The organism is Streptomyces sp. NPDC004561 (assembly GCF_053602155.1).
This window is the reverse complement of sequence record NZ_JBSGDB010000018.1, coordinates 23,995-41,971: the sequence shown is the minus strand read 5'-3', so window position 1 is coordinate 41,971 and position 17,977 is coordinate 23,995. Positions and strand designations below refer to the sequence as shown.

Here is a 17,977-nt window from a genome sequence, read left to right as displayed (position 1 = left end):
GTTCTCACCCCCCCCACCGCCCGCCGCGCGGGGGGGGGGGGGGGGCCCGGGGGGGCCCGGCCCCCCCCCCCCCCAGACGGGCCCTCCAGCCGGCCGAGCGGGGCCGAGGGCTCCCCCACCGCCCCGCCCCTCTCAGCCCGCCTCCGCCACCCCCGTCCCGTAGAGCACCCTCGTCACCGACTCGTAGGTGACCCCCTCGTCCGCCAGTACCTCCGCCGCCACGCCCTGCACGGCGGTGAGCGCCAGCAACAGGTGCTCGTCACCGATGTGCCGGTCACGGCGGGCGAGTGCGACCCGCAGGGCCTTCTCCAGCACGCCCTTCGCCTCCCGGCCGAAGGCCGTCCGGCGCCCCGGCCGCGACCCGGCGTCCCGGTCGCCGGACATCGCCCCGACGCCGTGCGCCTCCTCGACCCGGGCCACGATCTCCGACACGTCGATGCCCAGCCCGGCCAGCGCGTCCGCGTCGGCCCGGGTCAGTCCGGCCCGCCGCCGCGCCTCCTCCAGGGCCTGTCGTACCGGCTCCCGGCGTTCCGCGAGGCCGAGGGCGGCCAGCGCGAAGGAGGCGCGACCGCCCTCCCGGTCGAGAAGGGCGAGCAGCAGATGCTCGGGGCCGACGGACCGCACCCCCGTGCGGTCGCAGTCCGCGACCGCCCCCTTCACGACCTCGCGGGCGTCCTTGGTGAAGCGTTCGAACATCACTGCCTCCCGTACTTCTTGTGCACGGCCTGCCTGCTGACGCCGAGCTCCGCGGCGATCTCCTGCCACGACCAGCCCTGATTGCGCGCACTGCGCACCTGCACCGCCTCCAGCTGCTCCAGCAGCCTGCGCAGTGCGGCCACGGCCCGCAGTCCGACCCGCGGATCACGGTCGCCGGCACGCTCGGCGAGATCGGTTGCCTCGGTCATGATGTCAACTTACATTGACATCCCGCCCATGTCAACCGAGGTTGACATGCGGGGCCGAAAAAGGCGGGTCCGGCACCCCGGACCCGCCGCACGCTCCCCGGCCGAGGGGACGTCAGGAATTGGTGAGCACGATCTTGCCGAACTGCTCCCCGGACTCCAGCCGTTCGAAGCCCTCCCGGGCCCGGTCCATCGGCAGCACCTCGTCGATGACGGGCCGTACACCGGTCGCGGCGCAGAAGGAGAGCAGATCCTCCAGCTCGTCCTTGGTGCCCATGGTGGAGCCGACCACCTTCAGTTCCAGGAAGAAGATCCGCGTCAGCTCGGCGTGCGAGGGCCGGTCCCCGCTGGTGGCACCGGAGATGACGAGCGTCCCGCCGGGCCGCAGGGACTTCACCGAGTGGGACCAGGTGGCGGCGCCCACGGTCTCGATGACGGCGTCCACCCGCTGCGGCAGCCGCGCCCCCGACTCCACGGCCTCCACCGCCCCGAGCTCCATGGCCCGCTTCCGCTTCGACTCGTCCCGGCTGGTGGCGAAGACCCGCAGACCGGCCGCCTTGCCCAGCACGATCGCGGCCGTGGCGACACCGCCGCCCGCGCCCTGCACGAGGACCGAGTCACCGGGCCGCACCCCGGCGTTGGTGAACAGCATCCGGTACGCCGTCAGCCAGGCGGTCGGCAGACAGGCGGCCTCGGCGAAGGACAGCTCCTTCGGCTTGGGCAGCACGTTGAAGGTCGGCACGGCGACCTGCTCGGCGAAGGTGCCCTGGTAGCGCTCGGTGAGGATGGAGCGCGGCTCGTCCGGGCCGACGCCGTGGCCGGTCTGGCCGATGACGGAGTGCAGGACGACCTCGTTGCCGTCCTCGTCGACCCCGGCGGCGTCGCAGCCGAGGATCATCGGCAGCCGGTCCTCCGTGAGGCCGACACCGCGCAGGGACCAGAGGTCGTGGTGGTTGAGGGAAGCGGCGCGCACATCGATGGTGCTCCAGCCGGGACGGGCCTCGGGAGCCGGACGCTCCCCCAACTCGAGGCCGCTGAGCGGCTGGTCGCGGTCGATTCGGGCGGCGTAGGCAGCGAACATGGGGTCGACGATAGGTGCGCCGTGCAGCCGACGGAACCAGGCGGCTCTGTGACACATGCCCTCTTGCACAAGGGCACCCGCACGGCGCAGACGATCATCGCCGTCCCGGCGCACCGTGTCGGCGCCCGAGCCGGGCGGCGGCCGGGAAGGGAAAGGGGCCCCGTCCGGGCGGCGGGCCGAAAGGGAAAGGGGCCCCGTCCGGGCGGACGGGGCCCCTTCTCGCACGACGTCAGCGACGGGCGACGCCCTCCGCACGGGCGGCGGCCGCGACGGCCGCCGTGACCGCCGGCGCGACCCGCTCGTCGAACGGCGAGGGGATCACGTAGTCGGCGGCGAGGTCGTCACCGACCACCGCGGCCAGCGCCTCCGCCGCGGCGATCTTCATGCCCTCGGTGATCCGCGTGGCCCGCACCTGCAGCGCGCCCGCGAAGATCCCGGGGAAGGCCAGCACGTTGTTGATCTGGTTCGGGAAGTCCGAGCGCCCGGTGGCGACGACGGCCGCGTACTTGTGCGCGACGTCGGGGTGCACCTCGGGGTTCGGGTTGGCCATCGCGAACACGAAGGCCCCCTTGGCCATGGAGGCCACGGCCTCCTCGGCGACCGTGCCGCCGGAGACGCCGATGAAGACGTCCGCGCCCGCGAGGGCGTCCTCCAGCGAGCCGGTGACGCCGGCCTTGTTCGTGAAGCCGGCCAGCTCGCGCTTGACCGGGGTCAGGTCCTGCCGGTCGGCCGAGACGACACCCTTGCGGTCCGCCACGGCCACATCGCCGATGCCGGCCTCGACCAGCATCTTGGCGATGGCGACACCGGCCGCGCCGGCGCCGGAGATGACCGCGCGCAGCTGCCCGATCTCCCGCCCGCTGAGGCGCGCCGCGTTGCGCAGCGCCGCGAGCGTCACGACGGCCGTGCCGTGCTGGTCGTCGTGGAAGACCGGGATGTCGAGGCGCTCCTGGAGACGGCGCTCGATCTCGAAGCACCGGGGCGCCGAAATGTCCTCCAGGTTCACTCCGCCGAACGAGGGAGCGAGCCGGACGACGGTCTCGACGATGTCGTCCACGTCGGTGCAGTCGAGCGCGATCGGCACCGCGTCGACTCCGCCGAACTGCTTGAACAGGATCGCCTTGCCCTCCATCACGGGGAGGGAGGCCTGGGGACCGATGTCCCCGAGTCCGAGCACCGCGGTGCCGTCGGTCACGACGGCGACCACCGAGGACTTCCATGTGTAGTCGTTGACCAGCTCCGGCTGCTCCGCGATCGCGGAGCACACGCGCGCGACGCCGGGCGTGTACGCGAGGGAAAGGTCGTCCTTGTCGCGGATCGGCACGGTGGCCTGCACGGCCATCTTGCCGCCGCGGTGCAGCGCGAACGCCGGATCGAAGGAATCGAGGGGCTCGGCCCCGCCGTCCTGATCCGTATTGCTGTCGCTGCGAGGATTGACGATCTCCGCTGCCACTTTGTTTTACCCCTTAGGTATGCATGGTTTGAGGGTCGACCACTCCTGGTGAGGGGTGGGCGGGCACCGCGTACGGCCCGATTGCGGATACGTACGAGCAATACGCGACGGGCGCGCCGCACACGCGCCCTGAGCCCCGGATGAGGGGTGTAAAGAACCTTCTTACCGGACGGACGGTGCCTGCGACGAGTCCATTAGGTGCAAGGTCACATCTCGGAACCAGAAAGCCACACGGAGGTGACGCGCCGCTGACGGGTGGGCCGCCCCCTCCATGACGGTCTACCGGGGACCTGCGGAGGAAGGCTCGACACGGACTCGAACGATGCGAAAGCCCTGAGTGCGGCAGTCCGCATCCTGAGATGTGCCGGAGATTTTCCGGCCGGAGGGCGACGTTCCCGCAGATGGTCCGGTGCACAGGACCCAGGGATGGACCGGCCTGACGGGGTTCGGGGGTCACCCGTTATGCGATTTTGACATCACGGCGCCCCTGAATGGCGTAGTCCGAATGGCAAGATGCGGTAAACCCAGGGGGTCGCAACACCCGATGGTGTGTGTTCACGTCGACCCGTCGGCAACCTCTTCCCATACGCCGGAGGAACCCACGATGACCGCAAGCTCCAGCCGTCGTACGACCGCCGCACGCTCCCCTCTGGCTGCGGTCGCTGCCGTCGCGGTCGCAGGCTCCCTGCTGCTCACCGGCTGCGGTGACCAGACGAAGGGCAAGAGCGGCAACTCCGGCAGCTCCTCGACGAGCAGCGCCCCGCTGGCCGACAAGCTCCCCAAGGAGATCCGGAGCAAGGGCAAGATCGAGGTCGGCTCGGACATCGCGTACGCCCCGGTGGAGTTCAAGGACTCCTCGGGCAACGTCGTCGGTCTGGACCCGGACCTCGCCGCCGCCATGGGCAAGCAGCTCGGCGTGAAGCTGGACTTCCAGAACGGCACCTTCGACGCCCTGCTCACCGGTCTGCGCTCGGGCCGCTACGACATAGCCATGTCCGCGATGACGGACAACAAGAACCGCCAGCAGGGCATCGACCCGGACACGGGCAAGAAGGTCGGCGAGGGCGTCGACTTCGTCGACTACCTGACCGCCGGTGTCTCGATCTACGCCCGCAAGGGCGACACCAAGGGCATCACCGGCTGGACCGACCTGTGCGGCAAGAAGATCGCCGTCGAGCGCGGCACGGTGTCGGAGGACCTGGCCAAGCAGGAGGCCAAGAAGTGTCCGACCGGCAAGAAGCTCGCCATCGAGGCGTTCGACGACGACCAGCAGTCCCAGACCCGGCTGCGCTCGGGCGGTGTGGACGCGGCCTCCTCCGACTTCCCGGTGGCCGCGTACGCGGTGAAGACCTCCGGCGGCGGCAAGGACTTCCAGATCGTCGGCGACCAGGTCGAGGCGGCGCCGTACGGCATCGCCGTCGCCAAGAACGACACCCAGCTGCGCGACGCGCTGCAGGCCGCGATGAACGCGATCGTCAAGAGCGGCGAGTACCAGAAGATCCTCGAGAAGTGGGGCGCCCAGGACGGCGCCGTCAAGGAGTCCGCGATCAACGGCGGCAACTGACCCGCGGCAGACGAAGCGGCCACCGAGAGGCAACACCCGTGACTGACATCGAGAAGACGGCCGGGGAGCGGGACACTCCCCCGGCCGGCCCGGAAGCCATCAGGGCCATCCCGGTCCGGCACTACGGACGCTATGTGTCCGCCGTCGTCGCCATCGCGATCCTCGTCGCGATCGTCTACGCGTTCGGCCAGGGCAAGATCAACTGGCACGCGGTACCGGAGTACTTCTTCGACCACCGGATCATGACCGGTGTCGGCAAGACCCTGCTGCTGACGGTCCTGTCGATGGTGATCGGCATCGTCGGCGGCATCGTCCTGGCGATCATGCGGCTGTCGAAGAACCCGGTGACCTCGTCGATCGCCTGGTTCTACATCTGGTTCTTCCGCGGCACGCCGGTCCTGGTCCAGCTGTTCCTGTGGTTCAACCTGGGCCTGGTCTTCGAGTACATCAACCTGATGCCGTTCTACAAGGACTACTGGTCGAACTTCATGACGCCGCTGCTGACGGCGCTGCTCGGCCTGGGCCTGAACGAGGCGGCGTACATGGCGGAGATCTGCCGGGCCGGCCTGCTCGCGGTGGACGAGGGCCAGACCGAGGCGGCCCAGGCGCTGGGCATGAGCCACGGCAAGACCCTGCGCCGGGTGATCATCCCGCAGGCGATGCGCGTGATCGTGCCGCCGACGGGCAACGAAGTGATCAACATGCTGAAGACGACCTCGCTCGTGGCGGCCGTCCAGTATCCCGAGCTGTTCCGCTACGCCCAGGACATCGGCCAGAACTCCGGCGCCCCGGTGGAGATGTACTTCCTCGCCGCGGCCTGGTACCTGATCATGACCTCGGTGCTGAGCGTGGGCCAGTACTACATCGAGCGGTACTACGCCCGCGGCTCCAGCCGCAGCCTCCCGCCGACCCCGTGGCAGAAGGTCAGGGCGCACCTGACGACCTTCTCGAGCAGGAAGGTGGTCACGGCATGACCGACGAGCCGATCAAGACGCAGGACACCTCGCCGGCCGGGACCGTCCCGATGGTCAGGGCGGAGGGCGTGCACAAGTCCTTCGGCCATGTCGAGGTGCTCAAGGGCATCGACCTGGAGGTGCGGCCGGGCGAGGTGTTCTGCCTCATCGGCCCCTCCGGCTCCGGCAAGTCGACCTTCCTGCGCTGCATCAACCACCTGGAGAAGATCAACGCCGGGCGGCTGTACGTCGACGGCGAGCTGGTCGGCTACCGCCAGCAGGGCGAGAAGCTGTACGAGCTGCGCGACCGCGAGGTCGCCATGAAGCGCCGGGACATCGGCATGGTCTTCCAGCGCTTCAACCTGTTCCCGCACATGACGGCGCTGGAGAACGTCATGGAGGCGCCGGTCCAGGTCAAGGGCCTGAACAAGGCCGGGGCCCGGGAGCGGGCGATGCAGCTGCTGGAGCGCGTGGGGCTGGCCGACCGGGCCGGGCACTACCCCTCGCAGCTCTCCGGCGGCCAGCAGCAGCGGGTGGCGATCGCCCGGGCCCTGGCGATGGACCCGAAGCTGATGCTGTTCGACGAGCCGACCTCGGCCCTGGACCCGGAGCTGGTCGGCGACGTCCTGGACGTCATGCGCGACCTCGCCGAGTCCGGCATGACCATGGTCGTCGTCACCCACGAGATGGGCTTCGCCCGCGAGGTGGGCGACAGCCTGGTGTTCATGGACGAGGGCGTGGTGGTCGAATCCGGCCATCCGCGGGAGGTGCTGACCAACCCGCGGCACGAGCGCACCCAGTCGTTCCTGTCGAAGGTGCTGTAGGCACGCGGCCACGCGGAGAGGGGCGGTACGGCATTCCCGTACCGCCCCTTTTCCCTGTCCGCCCGCTACTTGAGGGCGAGGAGCAGGGTGTCCGAGGGCGAGCACCACACCGGTCGGGCCTCGCCGAAGCCCTTCTCGCGCAGCACGCGCGCGTGCCAGGCGGCGGACGGCATCTCCCCGTCGGCGTGCTCGCCGTAGATCTCGAAGCGGCGGGCGGTCGGTTCGGCGAGGACCGGGTCCTGCGCGGCGACCTGCCACCACTCGGCCCAGTCCAGGGCGCCGTCCCGCTTGGCCTGATCCATACGGGCGTGCCGCAGGGCGCGCTCGGCCGCGTTGATACGCGGCGTGCTCTCCTCGATCATGTGGTCCGCGTTCATGAACACACCGCCGTCGCGGACCAGTTCCGCGACCCGACCGTAGAGGGCCGCGAGGGGTTCGCTGTGCAGCCAGTGCAGGGCCGTCGCGGTGAGGACGGCGTCGTAGGAGTCGTACGGCAGCTCCGCCGGCCAGTCGGGGTCCTTGAGGTCGGCGGTCACGAAGGAGACTCGGCCGTCGCCCTCGAAGGTGCCGCGCGCGATGGCGAGCAGGGCCGGGTCGAGGTCGACGCCGGTGCTGGTGGCCTCCGGGAACCGGGCGAGCAGCCGGGCGGTGATGCTGCCGGTGCCGCAGGCGAGGTCGAGCACCCGCGGGGCGGTGCCGACGAGCGCCTCGACCATGTCGAGCATGATCCGGAAGCGTTCCTCGCGGTCCGGCATGTACCACTCCTGCTGCCGGTCCCAGCTGTCCTGCCAGGCCGCCCAGTCGGTTCCGGCACTCGTGGTCATGGAAACCGCCTCTCCCCTAGGTTGCGTAATACCCTGGAAGCACGACCGGCTGTTACCCGACCGCAGACATGACGATAGAGCGCCTCCGTAAGGACTACAAGTGGAACTGGCCTATTACTCGGATTACGCCGTACGGCTCGTCAACAGCGAGGAACCGGCCCGGGGCAAGGACTCCCTGACCTCTGTCGAGGCCGTCCGCGACCTCTTCGGCGCCAACGCGTCGGCGGCCCGCCGCGCCACCGACGCCGACGTCACCCGCTTCCGTTCGGTCCGGGCCCGGCTGCGCGCGGTCTTCGAGGCGGCCGACGGGGGCGACGAGACCCTCGCGGTGGACCTGCTGAACTCACTGCTGCTGGAGTTCCCGGTGAGTCCGCAGATCTCCGGCCACGACCACCGCGACGAGGACGACCGCCCCCTGTGGCACATGCACCTGGCCGACCACCCGTCCAACGCCACCGCCGGCTACGCGGCGATCGCCGCGATGGGCCTCGCCTTCCATCTGACCGAGTACGGCGTGGACCGCCTCGGCCTGTGCCAGGCGGCGCCCTGCCGCAACGCCTACCTGGACACCTCCACCAACCGCTCCCGGCGCTACTGCTCCGACCGGTGCGCGACCCGCGCGAACGTGGCCGCCTACCGGGCCCGCAAGCGCCTGGAGGCCGACCGGTCGCTCAGCAGCGGCCTCGCGGCCGAGAACGCCCAGCGCGCCAGCGCCAGCGGCGAGCGCTGACCGGCGCGCGGCGGCCGGTAGCGGAACCACGCCCGGCCCAGGATCAGCTCCTCCGGGACGACCCCGTAGTCGGTGCTGTCCCCGCCCGCGTACGGGTTGTCCCCGAGCACCCACCAGCCGCCCTCGCGCCGCTCCACGGCACGCTTGACGACCAGCAGGTCCTGCTGGAACGGATGACGCAGGACCACGACGTCACCGGGCCTGACCGGCCCCCCGTAACGCACCAGCAGCTGGTCACCGTGCTGGAGGGTGGGCACCATGGACGGCCCCGTGACCTCGGCCAGCCCGAACGGCGCGGCGGCCCTCCCCCGCTCGGTCTCCTGCGACAGCTCCGGCATCCCGGCACCTCCCCGGTCCGTTCCTCCACCAGTCTCAGTCTCACCCTGGACTTTTGTCCTAAGCCCTAGGGGGCACTCACGAAAACAGGTCCCTCAGGGAGTAATGTCGCACCTGAGAAGACGATCACGAGGAAGGAATGCTCCATGCTTTCCCGCCTGTTTGCCCCCAAGGTCAAGGTCAGCGCCCACTGCGACCTGCCCTGCGGCGTGTACGACCCGGCCCAGGCCCGCATCGAGGCGGAGTCGGTGAAGGCCGTCCAGGAAAAGATGGCCGGTAACGACGACCCCCACTTCCAGACGCGTGCCACCGTCATCAAGGAGCAGCGCGCGGAGCTCGCGAAGCACCACGTCTCCGTCCTCTGGAGCGACTACTTCAAGGCCCCGCACTTCGAGAAGTACCCGGAGCTGCACCAGCTGGTCAACGACACCCTGAAGGCCCTCTCGGCCGCCAAGGCGTCCACCGACCCGGCGACGGGCCAGAAGGCCCTCGACTACATCGCCCAGATCGACAAGATCTTCTGGGAGACCAAGAAGGCCTGATCTTGGATCATGCCGTCTGACCTGCGATTTCTTTGGTTGCAGTGTCTCCCTGTCCGCACCCGGTCCGCAGGCCGCCGAGCACGGCGTCCATGAGGGTCCGGGTGCGGTCTTCTTCACCCGGCCAGAGGTGCGCGTAGATCCGCAGTGTGATGACGGCGGACGCGTGGCCGAGGACTAGCTGAACCTGCTTGACGCTCGCTCCGCCGGCGATGAGGGCGGAGGCGTAGAAGTGGCGCAGGTCGTGGGTCACCATGTGCGGCAGTTCGACGGGCTTGCGGCCCTCACGCTCAGCCGCCTCGTCCTCCGCAGCCTGGAGCGTCCTGCGGGCGCGGTTCCACTCCGTCTTCCAGCGACGGTGGTTCAGAGGCTCGTCCTCCTCCATACCAGGAGAGCGACCACGAGCAGCAGGCCGCATCAGCTGGGTAAGCCATCCCCCACCTACAGGCCGGTTGCCAAGAGGCGCGCCGGTCCTGGCGGATCTCACCCGACGAGCCCCGCGCCCCACCACCAGCCGCTTCGAGCAGGATCTGCGCGCATCCCTTCCCGACCACGCCGACCGAGTCCTCGCCGATCCCGCCTCAGGCGGTGTTGACGTCCTGCTCTGTGATCACTTCAGGGTACTTCGGCTCCAGGAGGAGGAGCGGATTCGCCGGCTCGCACGACGGACAAGCGGCCGACCCATCCCATGACCTCAGCCAGGTGCTCGGCCAACAACCCGATGTGGGGATCAGGCTGGACCAGGAGAGTCGCCATGCCACGCGCCGTGCGCTCTGCTGCCCAAGCCTGGTCGAGGGCGGTGAAGTCATCGTCGACCCAAGCAACAGGTTTGTCGCCCAGCCAGACATCGACATGGTCTCGTTTCCAGAGATAGCCGTTGGGGTGGCTGGTGCGGATCTGCGGACGCGGGAGGTCGACGTATGGCAGGGACGGGAGGCCGAGGAGCGGCCCGATCAGTGTGCTGGCGTCGCGGCGCCAGCTGGTGCACCAGACCGGGGTAACCAGCCCGGTTCGTATCACGTCCATGAGCAAGGGGCCATGGGTGGGGCTGAGCCAGACGGTGACCGGGTCGTCAGCGCTGCGGCCGGAAGGTACGACATCGTGGCGGCCGTGGGTGGCCGGGGTGGTCCCATCGGCGGCGGGGAAAGGTATGAGGACGCCGTCGACGTCGAGGAGCAGGTAGGGCGGGCGCACCGGTCCTCCCGGGGGTTGGGGCGGGGTCAGAGTTTGCGCGCGGTGATCAGCAGAGTGTTGGGCCAGAGGCTGTGACGAGCGTCGTGGAACTCCTGGGCGGACGTGAGCCAGAGGCCGGCGCGATCGAGGTGTTTCTCCCAGCGGTCGGCGTCGAAGTCCCAGCGGGCGATGGGTAGTCGGGTGCGGTCGGGGAGGGTGACGTAGTCCCGGCGAGGTCGGTCATCGGTGGCGGGGCGCAGGTCGCCGCGCTGGGGGTGAGGGACGGAGAACGCGAAGGTGCGCCCGGGTTTGAGGCGCTGGGCGATGGCCGGGAGCGAGAGTTCGGGGGCTACCAGGCCGATGGCTCCGAAGACGGAGTAGATAGCGTCGAAGGGTTCGTCGGAGGCTTGCAGGTAGTGCAGGGCATGGCCGGCGACGAAGGTCAGGTTGTTCAGTCGGCCGTAGTGCGAGCGGGCTCGGCGGACCTGCAGGCCGACGAGGTCGACGCCGGTGACCTGGGCGCCGTAGCGGGTGGCGAGGTGGGCGGCATTGTGGCCGGGGCCGCAGCCGAGTTCCAGCAGTCGCTTGCGGCGCAGGTCCGGTCCGAGGATCTCGGCACCGGGTCCGCTGCCTGGCCGCGTGGTCCATTCCATCCGTGCGGGTACGGACAGCGGCTCGGCGGGGCTGGCCGTGGTGCGCTGGAGGGCGTGGACGTACCAGGGGGAAGCTTGGGCGAGCACGTCAGACCTCCAGGAGGTGGAGGACGTCGGTGAGGTGGCGTCGTACGGCCTTGAGGTAGGCGGGGTCGGTGGCCGGGTCGTTGATCCAGCGGATGGACTGCTCCATGAACCACTCGACAGCCCACATGCGGTGCCAGCCCAGTGCCCATTTCTCGGCGGTCAGCCCGCCTCGCCGGGCCAGGGCATCGGGGGTACCACCGGCGGTCACGTACTGCTCCAAGAAGATACGGAGGCGTACGGGGTCGGGGGTGTCGAGGGTGCCGTGCCAGCTGGCGAGGTCGAGCAGTCCGGGGCCGGTGAAGGCGCGGGCGAAGTCCAGCAGCCGCCAGCCGTGTTGGCCGATGTGGAGGCTGGTGGGGTGGAACTCGGAGTGCACCCAGCCGAACGGGGCCACGGTCGTACCGGCCGAGCGCGCCTCGGCGGCCTGGGCAATCCGATCGAGCGCGTCCTCGACGTCGTCCGCGTCCTGCCAGCGTTCGGCCTTGCGGAGCCGGGCGAGGTGCTCCCGACCCCGGTTCGGCAGCGAGCGGAGGCGGGTCTGGTCGAGGACGGGCAGGGCGGCAGCCGTGCGGGTGCCGTGCAGGACCACGGCCGCGGCGGTGCCGTCGAGATCGTCAGCGTCGCGGACGGCCGTGCCGAGGTCTTCCATGAGCATGCCGAGCCAGCCGTCCAGGACGGCGGAGGCGTGAACCCGTGGGACGGGGACGCCGAGCGTGTGTGCCAGACGGAGGGCCTGGTCCTCGCCGTCGAAGGGCCGCTTCGCGTACTTGAAGATCGCGGTGCTGACGTCGGGGAAGGTCAGGCGCTCGACACCGGACATGGACCACACGCGCACCTCCTCGCGCACGGCGCTGGTCCGTCCGGCCATGGTGAGCAGATTGTCGAGGAGTTCGGCGCTGGGGTTCGCAGTCACGTGGGGGCTCCAGGGAGGTTGGGGGCGTCCGGGGCGGGCGAGAGGTGCCGGCCCGCCCCGGAGCCTGGCGTGCGGTGGGTGCTACGCGGCAGGGCTCACGCGATGGGCGTAGACCTGCTCGATCCAGTCGGACGTGAAGGCCGCGAGGTCGTCGCGGAAGGCGGTCATCGACGCACCGTAGGGCGCGACGACTCCACCGGACTGGTCCGGCACGGACTGGCAGCCGTGCACGAGTCGGCCGCCGAGGGCGGCGTGGGCCTTGATGGACTCGATGCGGCGGTGCTCGTTGAACCAGCCGCCGTGGTAGACCTCGTCGAGCGTCCCGCCCATCTCGTCGTCCAGGTTGAAGACGACGGAGGTGGCGGCGGGGAAGAACCAGCACGGGCCGACGTTGGAGATGTGCCCGTCCAGCTCGACCTTGTTCAGCGCCATCAGCGTGGAGGCCTCGCGCAGCATCCGCAGGTGCTCGGCGGTGATCTGCGGCAGGCCGAGGCCGGAGAGGTGCTCGTCACGGAAGAGATAGGCGTACACCTCGTACGCGGTGGACAGCACGCGAGCGGCGTCCGAGGTGGACTCGGCGTGCGCCTTGATGAAGCCCAGCGCGAGTTGCTCGACCGCATTCTCCCTCGTCTCCTGCACGTCCAAGAGCTGGGACTTCACCAGCTCCCAGTCGGCGACGAGCCACGTGTTGGGCTCGAAGCGGAAGAAGTACTCGGCCGGGTCGATGGTGATGCGCCGGCCGTCGACCTGGATGCCGGGCAGGCGGCTCCAGCGCTCGTCGAACGCCTCGGGCAGTACGACCGTGATGGCCGCGGTTTCGATGGTGGTCACCGTGTCTCCGTCTCTGATCGGCCGGGTTCGGGCAACAGGAATGCCCGAACCCGGTGTAGGCGTACGGAACTTCGGGGGCCGCCCGGCCGAAGGGGGAGCCTGGTCACGGTGTCGGACCGGGACCGGGCGGCTGATGTTTAGTGAACCCGCCGTCACGCACAGTGGGTACGGTGAGAGGCAGTTGAAGCGGTATACGCGGTTTACAGCTCTGGAGCGGAGGCGATCGTTGCAGCGCCGAGAGGTCCCAACTCCCGCCTGCGTGAGGTGATCCAGGGGATCGGCTGCACCTTCGAGGCTCTGGCGAAGGACATCCGGCGTATCGCGGCCGAGAACGGCGAGATCCTCCAGACCAACAAGTCGGCCGTCTCCCACTGGGTGAACGGCACACGCCAGCCGACCGGACGGACCGGCCAGTACCTCGCTGAGGCGCTGTCCCGCCGGACAGGCCGCCCCATCACTCTGGTCGAGATTGGCCTTCGAGCACCCGAAACTACGGTGGCGCAGGAGCCCGATCCGGTTCTGGCCGCCACCGATCTGGGCCGTGCCGACGTCGAACGCCGCCGCTTCCTTGCCGTGGCCGCCTTCACCACGGCCGGGGTGGCGATGCCGCTCTTCCACGACCACGAGGCCACCGCCCGCATGCTGCGGGCCCGCACCGGCAGTTCGGTGGTCGGGATCGAGGACGTGGACGTCGTTGGGCAGATCACCGCGGCCTTCAGCGCGGCCGATGAACGCCTCGGTGGCGGCCACGGCCTGACCACGGTCACCGCCTACCTCGCCGACACCGCCGCTCCCATGCTCCGCGGACGCTTCCCGAACGAAGTGCTACGGCAAGCGGCCTTCGGTGCCGTCGCCGAACTCGCGTACCTCGCTGGGTGGAAGCACCACGACCTCGGCCAGGAAGGCGCCGCCCAGCGCTATTACCAGGTCGGCTACCAACTCGCCTGCGAAGCCGACCCGCGCGGTCACGCCGCCTGGATGATGCGCGCTCTCGCCCACCAGGCACTGAGCCTCAAACAGCCCCACCACTGCGTCGACCTTGTCGAAGGCGCCCTCACCCGCGGCCTGGGCCATGTCGACGGCCAGACCGAGGCACTGCTGCACATCACCCACGCCCGCGCCTACGCAGCAGTCGGCGAGAAGTCCGCAGCGGCTCGCGCCCTGCTCGCCGCCGAGGACGCCCTCCTGCGCGACGACGGCCCCCAGCCCAGCTACTCCCGCGTCAGCGGCCCCGCGGCCGGCACCGTCGCCAGCCACACCGCCCGCACCCTGACCGACCTCGCCGACCACGTCGGCACCGAACAACAACACCGCGATGCCCTGGTGCGCTGGGACCCCGAGAAGTACAAGCGCGTCCACGCCCTCACCTACGCCGACCTCGGCGACAGCCTCGCCACCCAGGCCCGCGCCGACGAGGCCGTCGCCGCCTGGGCGCAGGCCCTGACCCTGATGGAGGGCATGACCTCCGACCGCACCCGCAAAGCGATCACCTCGCTCCGCTCCAACCTCTCCATCTACCAGCGCCGCAAAGTGCCCGGAGCCGCCGAACTCGCCCGCCGCGCACGCGAAGCACTGGCCTAAGCTGCCACCATCCGGCCGACGAAGGGACACCAGCCGTGGCTCAGCGGACAACCGACGCCCAGCCCGAAGCCCTGCCGCCCGCGCTCGAATCCATGACCCTGCTGGTCGCCGCCGTCATCGTCCACGACAAAGCCACCAACCGCGTCGTCCTCCTCCAGCGCAGCCAGAACGCCAAGTTCGCCCAGGGCATGTGGGATCTACCCGTCGGCAAGAGCGAACCCGGTGAGCCCATCACAGAGACGGCAGTGCGGGAGCTCTACGAAGAGACCGGTCTGACCGTGAAGCCGGAGTCCCTGAAGGTCGCCCACGTCATCCACGGCGCCTGGGGTGTGGAGGCCCCCAACGGCTTCCTCACCGTCGTCTTCACCGCCCACGAATGGACCGGCGAACCCGAAAACCGAGAACCGCGCAAGCACGCCCAGGTCCGCTGGGTCGATGCCGACGCCATCCCCGCGGAGTTCGTGGACACCACCGCCAGTGCCCTCCACCGCTACTTCGCGGGTGGTCCGGGAGTGTCCCTCGACGGCTGGTGATAGGAACGCCAACACTCCTCATGGAGGGCTGAAGGGACCGGCGTTGAAGTTCCCCGATCTGAAGAGCGGGAGAGCATGGCCTGTCGCCACAGGCTCTTTTTGTGCGATTCTGTGCGAAAATGTTCCATTCCAGAGTGTCGGTGCCCTGTGCCAAGCTGGTGGGCGTGACCCTGGAGGACCTGAGGCGGCTGCGGCGGGTGCGCGACCGGATGGACCGTGAGTTCGCCGAGCCGCTCGACATGGCCGAGCTGGCCCGCGGCGCCCTGATGTCCCCCGGCCACTTCCAGCGCAGCTTCCGCAAGGCGTTCGGCGAGACGCCGTACAGCTATCTGATGACCCGCCGGATCGAGCGGGCCAAGGCGCTGCTGCGCCGGGGCGACCTCACGGTGACCGAGGTGTGCCTCGCCGTCGGCTGTACCTCGCTCGGCTCGTTCAGCTCCCGGTTCACCGAGCTGGTCGGGGAGACGCCCAGCGCCTACCGGGCGCGTTCGCACGAGCCGGCCGCGGTGATCCCGTCCTGTGTGGCCCGTACGTTCACCCGCCCGCGCCGCCGGCTGTACTGACCCGATCACTCGCACGGCCGCCGGGGTGCGCCTAGCGTGATCCCATGGACGTGAGACTCGCGCAGTGCTTCATCGCCGTGGACGACCACGACAAGGCCCTCGCCTTCTACCGTGACGTGCTCGGCCTGGAGGTCCGCAACGACGTGGGCTTCGAGGGGATGCGGTGGGTGACCGTCGGCTCGCCGCACCAGCCCGAGGTGGAGATCGTGCTGGAGCCGCCCGGCGCGAACCCGGACGCCTCCCCGGCGGACAAGCAGGCGCTCGCCGAGCTGCTCGCCAAGGGCATGCTGCGCGGTGTCATCCTGGCCACCGACGACTGCGACGCGCTGTGGGTCCGGCTGCGGGAGTCCGGCGCCGACGTGCTCCAGGAGCCGACGGACCAGCCGTGGGGCGTCCGTGACTGCGCCTTCCGCGACCCGGCGGGAAACCTGCTGCGCTGCTTCCAGCGCCCCGCCGGCTGAGGACCCGCCCGCAGCTGACTACCCCCAGGGCTCCACGTCCACCACGGCCGTGACCGGCAGCGGACCGTAGACGTGGGGGAACTCCTCGCCGCCGGGCTTGGCCGGCTCGTACTTCACCGGTGCGTCCACACGGGCCGGGTCCACGACGAGGACGACCAGTTCGTCGGGGCCGTCGTAGTCGCCGTAGAGGAACTCCGCGACACGCGGGAGCTGTTCGCGGGTGGAGCAGTGGATGAAGCCCTCCTCCTGGAGGGTGCGGCCGCGGGTCGACACCTCGTAGGTGCCGCGCTCGCGCGCCGCCTCCCACAGGGAACGCTCGGTGACGTGGAAGATGTCGGGCAGTTTCGGCATGGGCCCACGCTACGGTCCGCCGCGGGCTCAGCGCTTCCTGGTGTACGTCCGCACGAGCGCGCCGTTGGCGAAGGCGCGGACCCCGTCGAGGGCGAACTCCTTGATGTCGAGGCCGGCGCCGAACATGGGCATGCCCGTGCCGTAGACGATCGGGTAGGTCTTGAGGACGAGTTCGTCGATCTCGTCGAGCAGTTCCCCGGCGAGGCGCGATCCGCCGCACAGGTAGACGCCCAGCCCGCCGTCCTCCGCCTTCAGCGCGCGGACCCTGCCGACCAGGTCGTCGGCGACGATCTCGACGTGCGGGTCGGGGGACACGGCCAGGGTGCGGGAGGCGACGTACTCGCGCAGATGCGCGTAGGGGCTGGTGACGCCCTCCTTGAGGGCCAGCTCGTAGCTGGCGCGGCCCTGGATGACGGTGTCGAACCGCCGGTTCTCCAGGTGGCCGAGGCCGAGCGCCTCACGAGCGTGGGTGGGCAGCGTCTCCGGGAACTCCGTCCTGAGGAAGTCCAGGTACTCCTCGTCCATGAAGCGGAGCATCGCGGAGGCGTCGCCGTGCTCGTCGCCGATGAAGCCGTCGAGCGAGCAGGCGATGAAGTACGTGAGCTTGCGCAAGCGGATCTCGTCTCGTAGAGGGACCGGGCGGTCTTGACAACTCCGATTGTAGTGCTTCATTTGTAGTACTGAGCCGGGGGTGGGTGCAAGGGGATTCCGCGTCCGCGCAAGCGGCGGGCCCCGCGCACTGTGGGGATGTGCGGGGCCCGCCTGTCCGCAGGCCCTGGCGGTCCGTGCGGGGTCAGGAGCCGCACGGGCGGGCCCGGGGCCTCCGGGTCTTCGGGGCAGCAGGCAGCGCTCAGCTGCTGCGCCGGGTCACGAACTCGGCGAGGGCCAGCAGGCCGCCCGCCGCCTCGGGGTCGGGGATCGCGCGGGCCAGTTCCTGCATGGCGCGGGCCATCCGGTCGGCCGCCTCCGCCTGCGCCCACTCCCGGCCGCCGGCCTGCTCGACGGCCAGGGCCGTCCGTGCGATGCCCTCGTCGTCCCCGGTGATGTACGGCTTCCCGTACAGCGCGGCGAGTTCGGCCGCCGCCGGGGTGCCAGAGGAGAGCGCCGCCACCACCGGCAGGGACTTCTTGCGGGCCGCGAGGTCGGCGCCGGCCGGCTTGCCGGTGCGCCGCGGGTCACCCCATATCCCGATGACGTCGTCGATCAACTGGAAGGCGAGCCCGGCCTGCCGGCCGAAGCCGTCCAGCGCGTCCACCTCCTCGGCCCCCGCGCCCGCGTAGAGCGCGCCGAGGGCGCAGGCGCAGCCCAGCAGCGCGCCGGTCTTCGCCTCGGCCATGGCGAGCACCTCGTCGAGGGTGACCTCGTCCGGGGCGCGGTGCTCCATGTCCGTGTCGGTGTGCTGCCCGGCGCACAGCTCCATGACACAGGCCGTGAGCCGGGCGGCGGCCGGTCCGGAGCGGGGGTGCGGGTCCTCGGCGAGCAGCCGCAGGGCGAGCGCCTGCAGCGCGTCCCCGGCGAGGATCGCGTCGGGGTCGCCGAACACCGCCCAGGCCGTGGGCCGGTGGCGGCGGGTGGGGTCCCGGTGCATCACGTCGTCGTGCACCAGCGTGAAGTTGTGCACCAGT

The 17,977-nt window shown here is 70.2% G+C and carries 22 protein-coding genes and 2 pseudogenes; 10 read left to right on the top strand and 14 right to left on the bottom strand.

Annotated features, from left to right (window positions below):
• Positions 1-132: 132 nt before the first annotated feature.
• The 4 genes from ACWEN3_RS04450 to ACWEN3_RS04435 all read right to left on the bottom strand — a co-directional run bounded on the left by ACWEN3_RS04450 (position 133) and on the right by ACWEN3_RS04435 (position 3,436).
• The gene (locus ACWEN3_RS04450) at positions 133-696 is read right to left on the bottom strand and encodes a Clp protease N-terminal domain-containing protein (protein ID WP_452965517.1); all 564 of its coding nucleotides are present in this window, start codon (positions 694-696) and stop codon (positions 133-135) included.
• Positions 696-905 (bottom strand): helix-turn-helix domain-containing protein, encoded by a 210-nt coding sequence (locus ACWEN3_RS04445; protein WP_018571396.1) that lies wholly within the window; start codon positions 903-905, stop codon positions 696-698. The genes ACWEN3_RS04450 and ACWEN3_RS04445 overlap by 1 nt, the downstream gene beginning before the upstream one ends.
• A gap of 112 nt (positions 906-1,017) precedes the next feature.
• On the bottom strand, positions 1,018-1,983 hold the full coding sequence (locus ACWEN3_RS04440) for a zinc-binding dehydrogenase (RefSeq protein ID WP_452965515.1): 966 nt from the start codon (positions 1,981-1,983) through the stop codon (positions 1,018-1,020).
• Between the two features lie 229 nt (positions 1,984-2,212).
• The gene (locus ACWEN3_RS04435) at positions 2,213-3,436 is read right to left on the bottom strand and encodes an NAD(P)-dependent malic enzyme (RefSeq protein WP_452965513.1); all 1,224 of its coding nucleotides are present in this window, start codon (positions 3,434-3,436) and stop codon (positions 2,213-2,215) included.
• Between the two features lie 604 nt (positions 3,437-4,040).
• Between ACWEN3_RS04435 and ACWEN3_RS04430 the strand changes: the two genes are divergently transcribed.
• Genes ACWEN3_RS04430 through ACWEN3_RS04420 form a run of 3 tightly spaced genes read left to right on the top strand, consistent with a single transcriptional unit; the run spans position 4,041 to position 6,777 of the window.
• Positions 4,041-5,000 (top strand): ABC transporter substrate-binding protein, encoded by a 960-nt coding sequence (locus ACWEN3_RS04430; RefSeq protein WP_452965511.1) that lies wholly within the window; start codon positions 4,041-4,043, stop codon positions 4,998-5,000.
• A 38-nt stretch (positions 5,001-5,038) separates the two neighbouring features.
• Complete coding sequence (locus ACWEN3_RS04425) at positions 5,039-5,974, top strand: amino acid ABC transporter permease (RefSeq protein WP_452965509.1); 936 nt, start codon at positions 5,039-5,041, stop codon at positions 5,972-5,974.
• Positions 5,975-6,024: 50 nt separating this feature from the next.
• The gene (locus ACWEN3_RS04420) at positions 6,025-6,777 is read left to right on the top strand and encodes an amino acid ABC transporter ATP-binding protein (RefSeq protein WP_452965519.1); all 753 of its coding nucleotides are present in this window, start codon (positions 6,025-6,027) and stop codon (positions 6,775-6,777) included.
• Between the two features lie 65 nt (positions 6,778-6,842).
• Here ACWEN3_RS04420 and ACWEN3_RS04415 read toward each other — a convergent pair whose 3' ends face one another.
• Entirely contained in the window at positions 6,843-7,601 is a 759-nt protein-coding gene (locus tag ACWEN3_RS04415) for a class I SAM-dependent methyltransferase (protein WP_452965507.1), read from the bottom strand.
• A 100-nt stretch (positions 7,602-7,701) separates the two neighbouring features.
• Here ACWEN3_RS04415 and ACWEN3_RS04410 point away from each other — a divergent pair, with 100 nt between their 5' ends.
• The gene (locus ACWEN3_RS04410) at positions 7,702-8,331 is read left to right on the top strand and encodes a CGNR zinc finger domain-containing protein (RefSeq protein ID WP_452965505.1); all 630 of its coding nucleotides are present in this window, start codon (positions 7,702-7,704) and stop codon (positions 8,329-8,331) included.
• Here the strand turns inward: ACWEN3_RS04410 and sodX are convergent.
• Complete coding sequence (gene sodX, locus ACWEN3_RS04405; RefSeq protein ID WP_452965504.1) at positions 8,235-8,669, bottom strand: nickel-type superoxide dismutase maturation protease; 435 nt, start codon at positions 8,667-8,669, stop codon at positions 8,235-8,237. The two genes, ACWEN3_RS04410 and sodX, sit on opposite strands and share 97 nt — an antisense overlap.
• Positions 8,670-8,813: 144 nt before the next feature.
• Here sodX and sodN point away from each other — a divergent pair, with 144 nt between their 5' ends.
• Entirely contained in the window at positions 8,814-9,209 is a 396-nt protein-coding gene (gene sodN / locus ACWEN3_RS04400) for a superoxide dismutase, Ni (RefSeq protein ID WP_171152914.1), read from the top strand.
• Positions 9,210-9,216: 7 nt separating this feature from the next.
• Here sodN and ACWEN3_RS04395 read toward each other — a convergent pair.
• Positions 9,217-9,594 (bottom strand): annotated as a pseudogene (locus ACWEN3_RS04395) (tyrosine-type recombinase/integrase); the annotation flags it as partial.
• A gap of 8 nt (positions 9,595-9,602) precedes the next feature.
• Between ACWEN3_RS04395 and ACWEN3_RS04390 the strand changes: the two are divergent.
• Positions 9,603-9,787 (top strand): annotated as a pseudogene (locus ACWEN3_RS04390) (relaxase/mobilization nuclease domain-containing protein); the annotation flags it as partial.
• 34 nt (positions 9,788-9,821) lie between these two features.
• Here the strand turns inward: ACWEN3_RS04390 and ACWEN3_RS04385 are convergent.
• The 4 genes from ACWEN3_RS04385 to ACWEN3_RS04370 all read right to left on the bottom strand — a co-directional run bounded on the left by ACWEN3_RS04385 (position 9,822) and on the right by ACWEN3_RS04370 (position 12,863).
• Entirely contained in the window at positions 9,822-10,400 is a 579-nt protein-coding gene (locus ACWEN3_RS04385; protein WP_452965502.1) for an HAD domain-containing protein, read from the bottom strand.
• Positions 10,401-10,426: 26 nt separating this feature from the next.
• On the bottom strand, positions 10,427-11,119 hold the full coding sequence (locus ACWEN3_RS04380) for a class I SAM-dependent methyltransferase (protein ID WP_452965500.1): 693 nt from the start codon (positions 11,117-11,119) through the stop codon (positions 10,427-10,429).
• A 1-nt stretch (position 11,120) separates the two neighbouring features.
• Complete coding sequence (locus ACWEN3_RS04375; protein WP_452965499.1) at positions 11,121-12,032, bottom strand: phosphotransferase family protein; 912 nt, start codon at positions 12,030-12,032, stop codon at positions 11,121-11,123.
• A gap of 81 nt (positions 12,033-12,113) precedes the next feature.
• Positions 12,114-12,863, bottom strand: coding sequence for a hypothetical protein (locus tag ACWEN3_RS04370; RefSeq protein ID WP_452965497.1), 750 nt, complete (start codon positions 12,861-12,863; stop codon positions 12,114-12,116).
• A gap of 222 nt (positions 12,864-13,085) precedes the next feature.
• Here ACWEN3_RS04370 and ACWEN3_RS04365 point away from each other — a divergent pair, with 222 nt between their 5' ends.
• The 4 genes from ACWEN3_RS04365 to ACWEN3_RS04350 all read left to right on the top strand — a co-directional run bounded on the left by ACWEN3_RS04365 (position 13,086) and on the right by ACWEN3_RS04350 (position 16,001).
• The gene (locus ACWEN3_RS04365) at positions 13,086-14,444 is read left to right on the top strand and encodes a tetratricopeptide repeat protein (protein WP_452965518.1); all 1,359 of its coding nucleotides are present in this window, start codon (positions 13,086-13,088) and stop codon (positions 14,442-14,444) included.
• Positions 14,445-14,479: 35 nt separating this feature from the next.
• On the top strand, positions 14,480-14,977 hold the full coding sequence (locus ACWEN3_RS04360) for an NUDIX domain-containing protein (RefSeq protein ID WP_452965496.1): 498 nt from the start codon (positions 14,480-14,482) through the stop codon (positions 14,975-14,977).
• A gap of 164 nt (positions 14,978-15,141) precedes the next feature.
• On the top strand, positions 15,142-15,540 hold the full coding sequence (locus ACWEN3_RS04355) for a helix-turn-helix transcriptional regulator (protein ID WP_452965495.1): 399 nt from the start codon (positions 15,142-15,144) through the stop codon (positions 15,538-15,540).
• A 44-nt stretch (positions 15,541-15,584) separates the two neighbouring features.
• Positions 15,585-16,001 carry a VOC family protein gene (locus ACWEN3_RS04350; protein ID WP_452965494.1) on the top strand — a complete coding sequence of 139 codons (417 nt, stop codon included), beginning with the start codon at positions 15,585-15,587 and terminating at the stop codon, positions 15,999-16,001.
• Between the two features lie 18 nt (positions 16,002-16,019).
• Here the strand turns inward: ACWEN3_RS04350 and ACWEN3_RS04345 are convergent, their stop codons facing one another.
• The 3 genes from ACWEN3_RS04345 to ACWEN3_RS04335 all read right to left on the bottom strand — a co-directional run.
• Positions 16,020-16,352 carry a DUF952 domain-containing protein gene (locus ACWEN3_RS04345; protein WP_452965492.1) on the bottom strand — a complete coding sequence of 111 codons (333 nt, stop codon included), beginning with the start codon at positions 16,350-16,352 and terminating at the stop codon, positions 16,020-16,022.
• A 27-nt stretch (positions 16,353-16,379) separates the two neighbouring features.
• Positions 16,380-16,964 (bottom strand): dihydrofolate reductase family protein, encoded by a 585-nt coding sequence (locus tag ACWEN3_RS04340; protein ID WP_452965489.1) that lies wholly within the window; start codon positions 16,962-16,964, stop codon positions 16,380-16,382.
• A gap of 238 nt (positions 16,965-17,202) precedes the next feature.
• Positions 17,203-17,977: polyprenyl synthetase family protein (locus ACWEN3_RS04335; protein WP_452965487.1), on the bottom strand; the 775-nt coding region annotated here is incomplete at its 5' end.

What these genes read in the sequence shown, in the direction of transcription:
- ACWEN3_RS04430 (WP_452965511.1), top strand. Translation starts at nt 4,041, where the DNA reads ATGACCGCAAGCTCCAGCCGTCGTACGACCGCCGCACGCTCCCCTCTG.
- ACWEN3_RS04440 (WP_452965515.1), bottom strand. Translation starts at nt 1,983, where the DNA reads ATGTTCGCTGCCTACGCCGCCCGAATCGACCGCGACCAGCCGCTCAGC.
- ACWEN3_RS04450 (WP_452965517.1), bottom strand. Translation starts at nt 696, where the DNA reads ATGTTCGAACGCTTCACCAAGGACGCCCGCGAGGTCGTGAAGGGGGCG.
- ACWEN3_RS04350 (WP_452965494.1), top strand. Translation starts at nt 15,585, where the DNA reads ATGGACGTGAGACTCGCGCAGTGCTTCATCGCCGTGGACGACCACGAC.
- ACWEN3_RS04415 (WP_452965507.1), bottom strand. Translation starts at nt 7,601, where the DNA reads ATGACCACGAGTGCCGGAACCGACTGGGCGGCCTGGCAGGACAGCTGG.
- sodX (WP_452965504.1), bottom strand. Translation starts at nt 8,669, where the DNA reads ATGCCGGAGCTGTCGCAGGAGACCGAGCGGGGGAGGGCCGCCGCGCCG.
- ACWEN3_RS04420 (WP_452965519.1), top strand. Translation starts at nt 6,025, where the DNA reads ATGGTCAGGGCGGAGGGCGTGCACAAGTCCTTCGGCCATGTCGAGGTG.
- ACWEN3_RS04345 (WP_452965492.1), bottom strand. Translation starts at nt 16,352, where the DNA reads ATGCCGAAACTGCCCGACATCTTCCACGTCACCGAGCGTTCCCTGTGG.
- ACWEN3_RS04445 (WP_018571396.1), bottom strand. Translation starts at nt 905, where the DNA reads ATGACCGAGGCAACCGATCTCGCCGAGCGTGCCGGCGACCGTGATCCG.
- sodN (WP_171152914.1), top strand. Translation starts at nt 8,814, where the DNA reads ATGCTTTCCCGCCTGTTTGCCCCCAAGGTCAAGGTCAGCGCCCACTGC.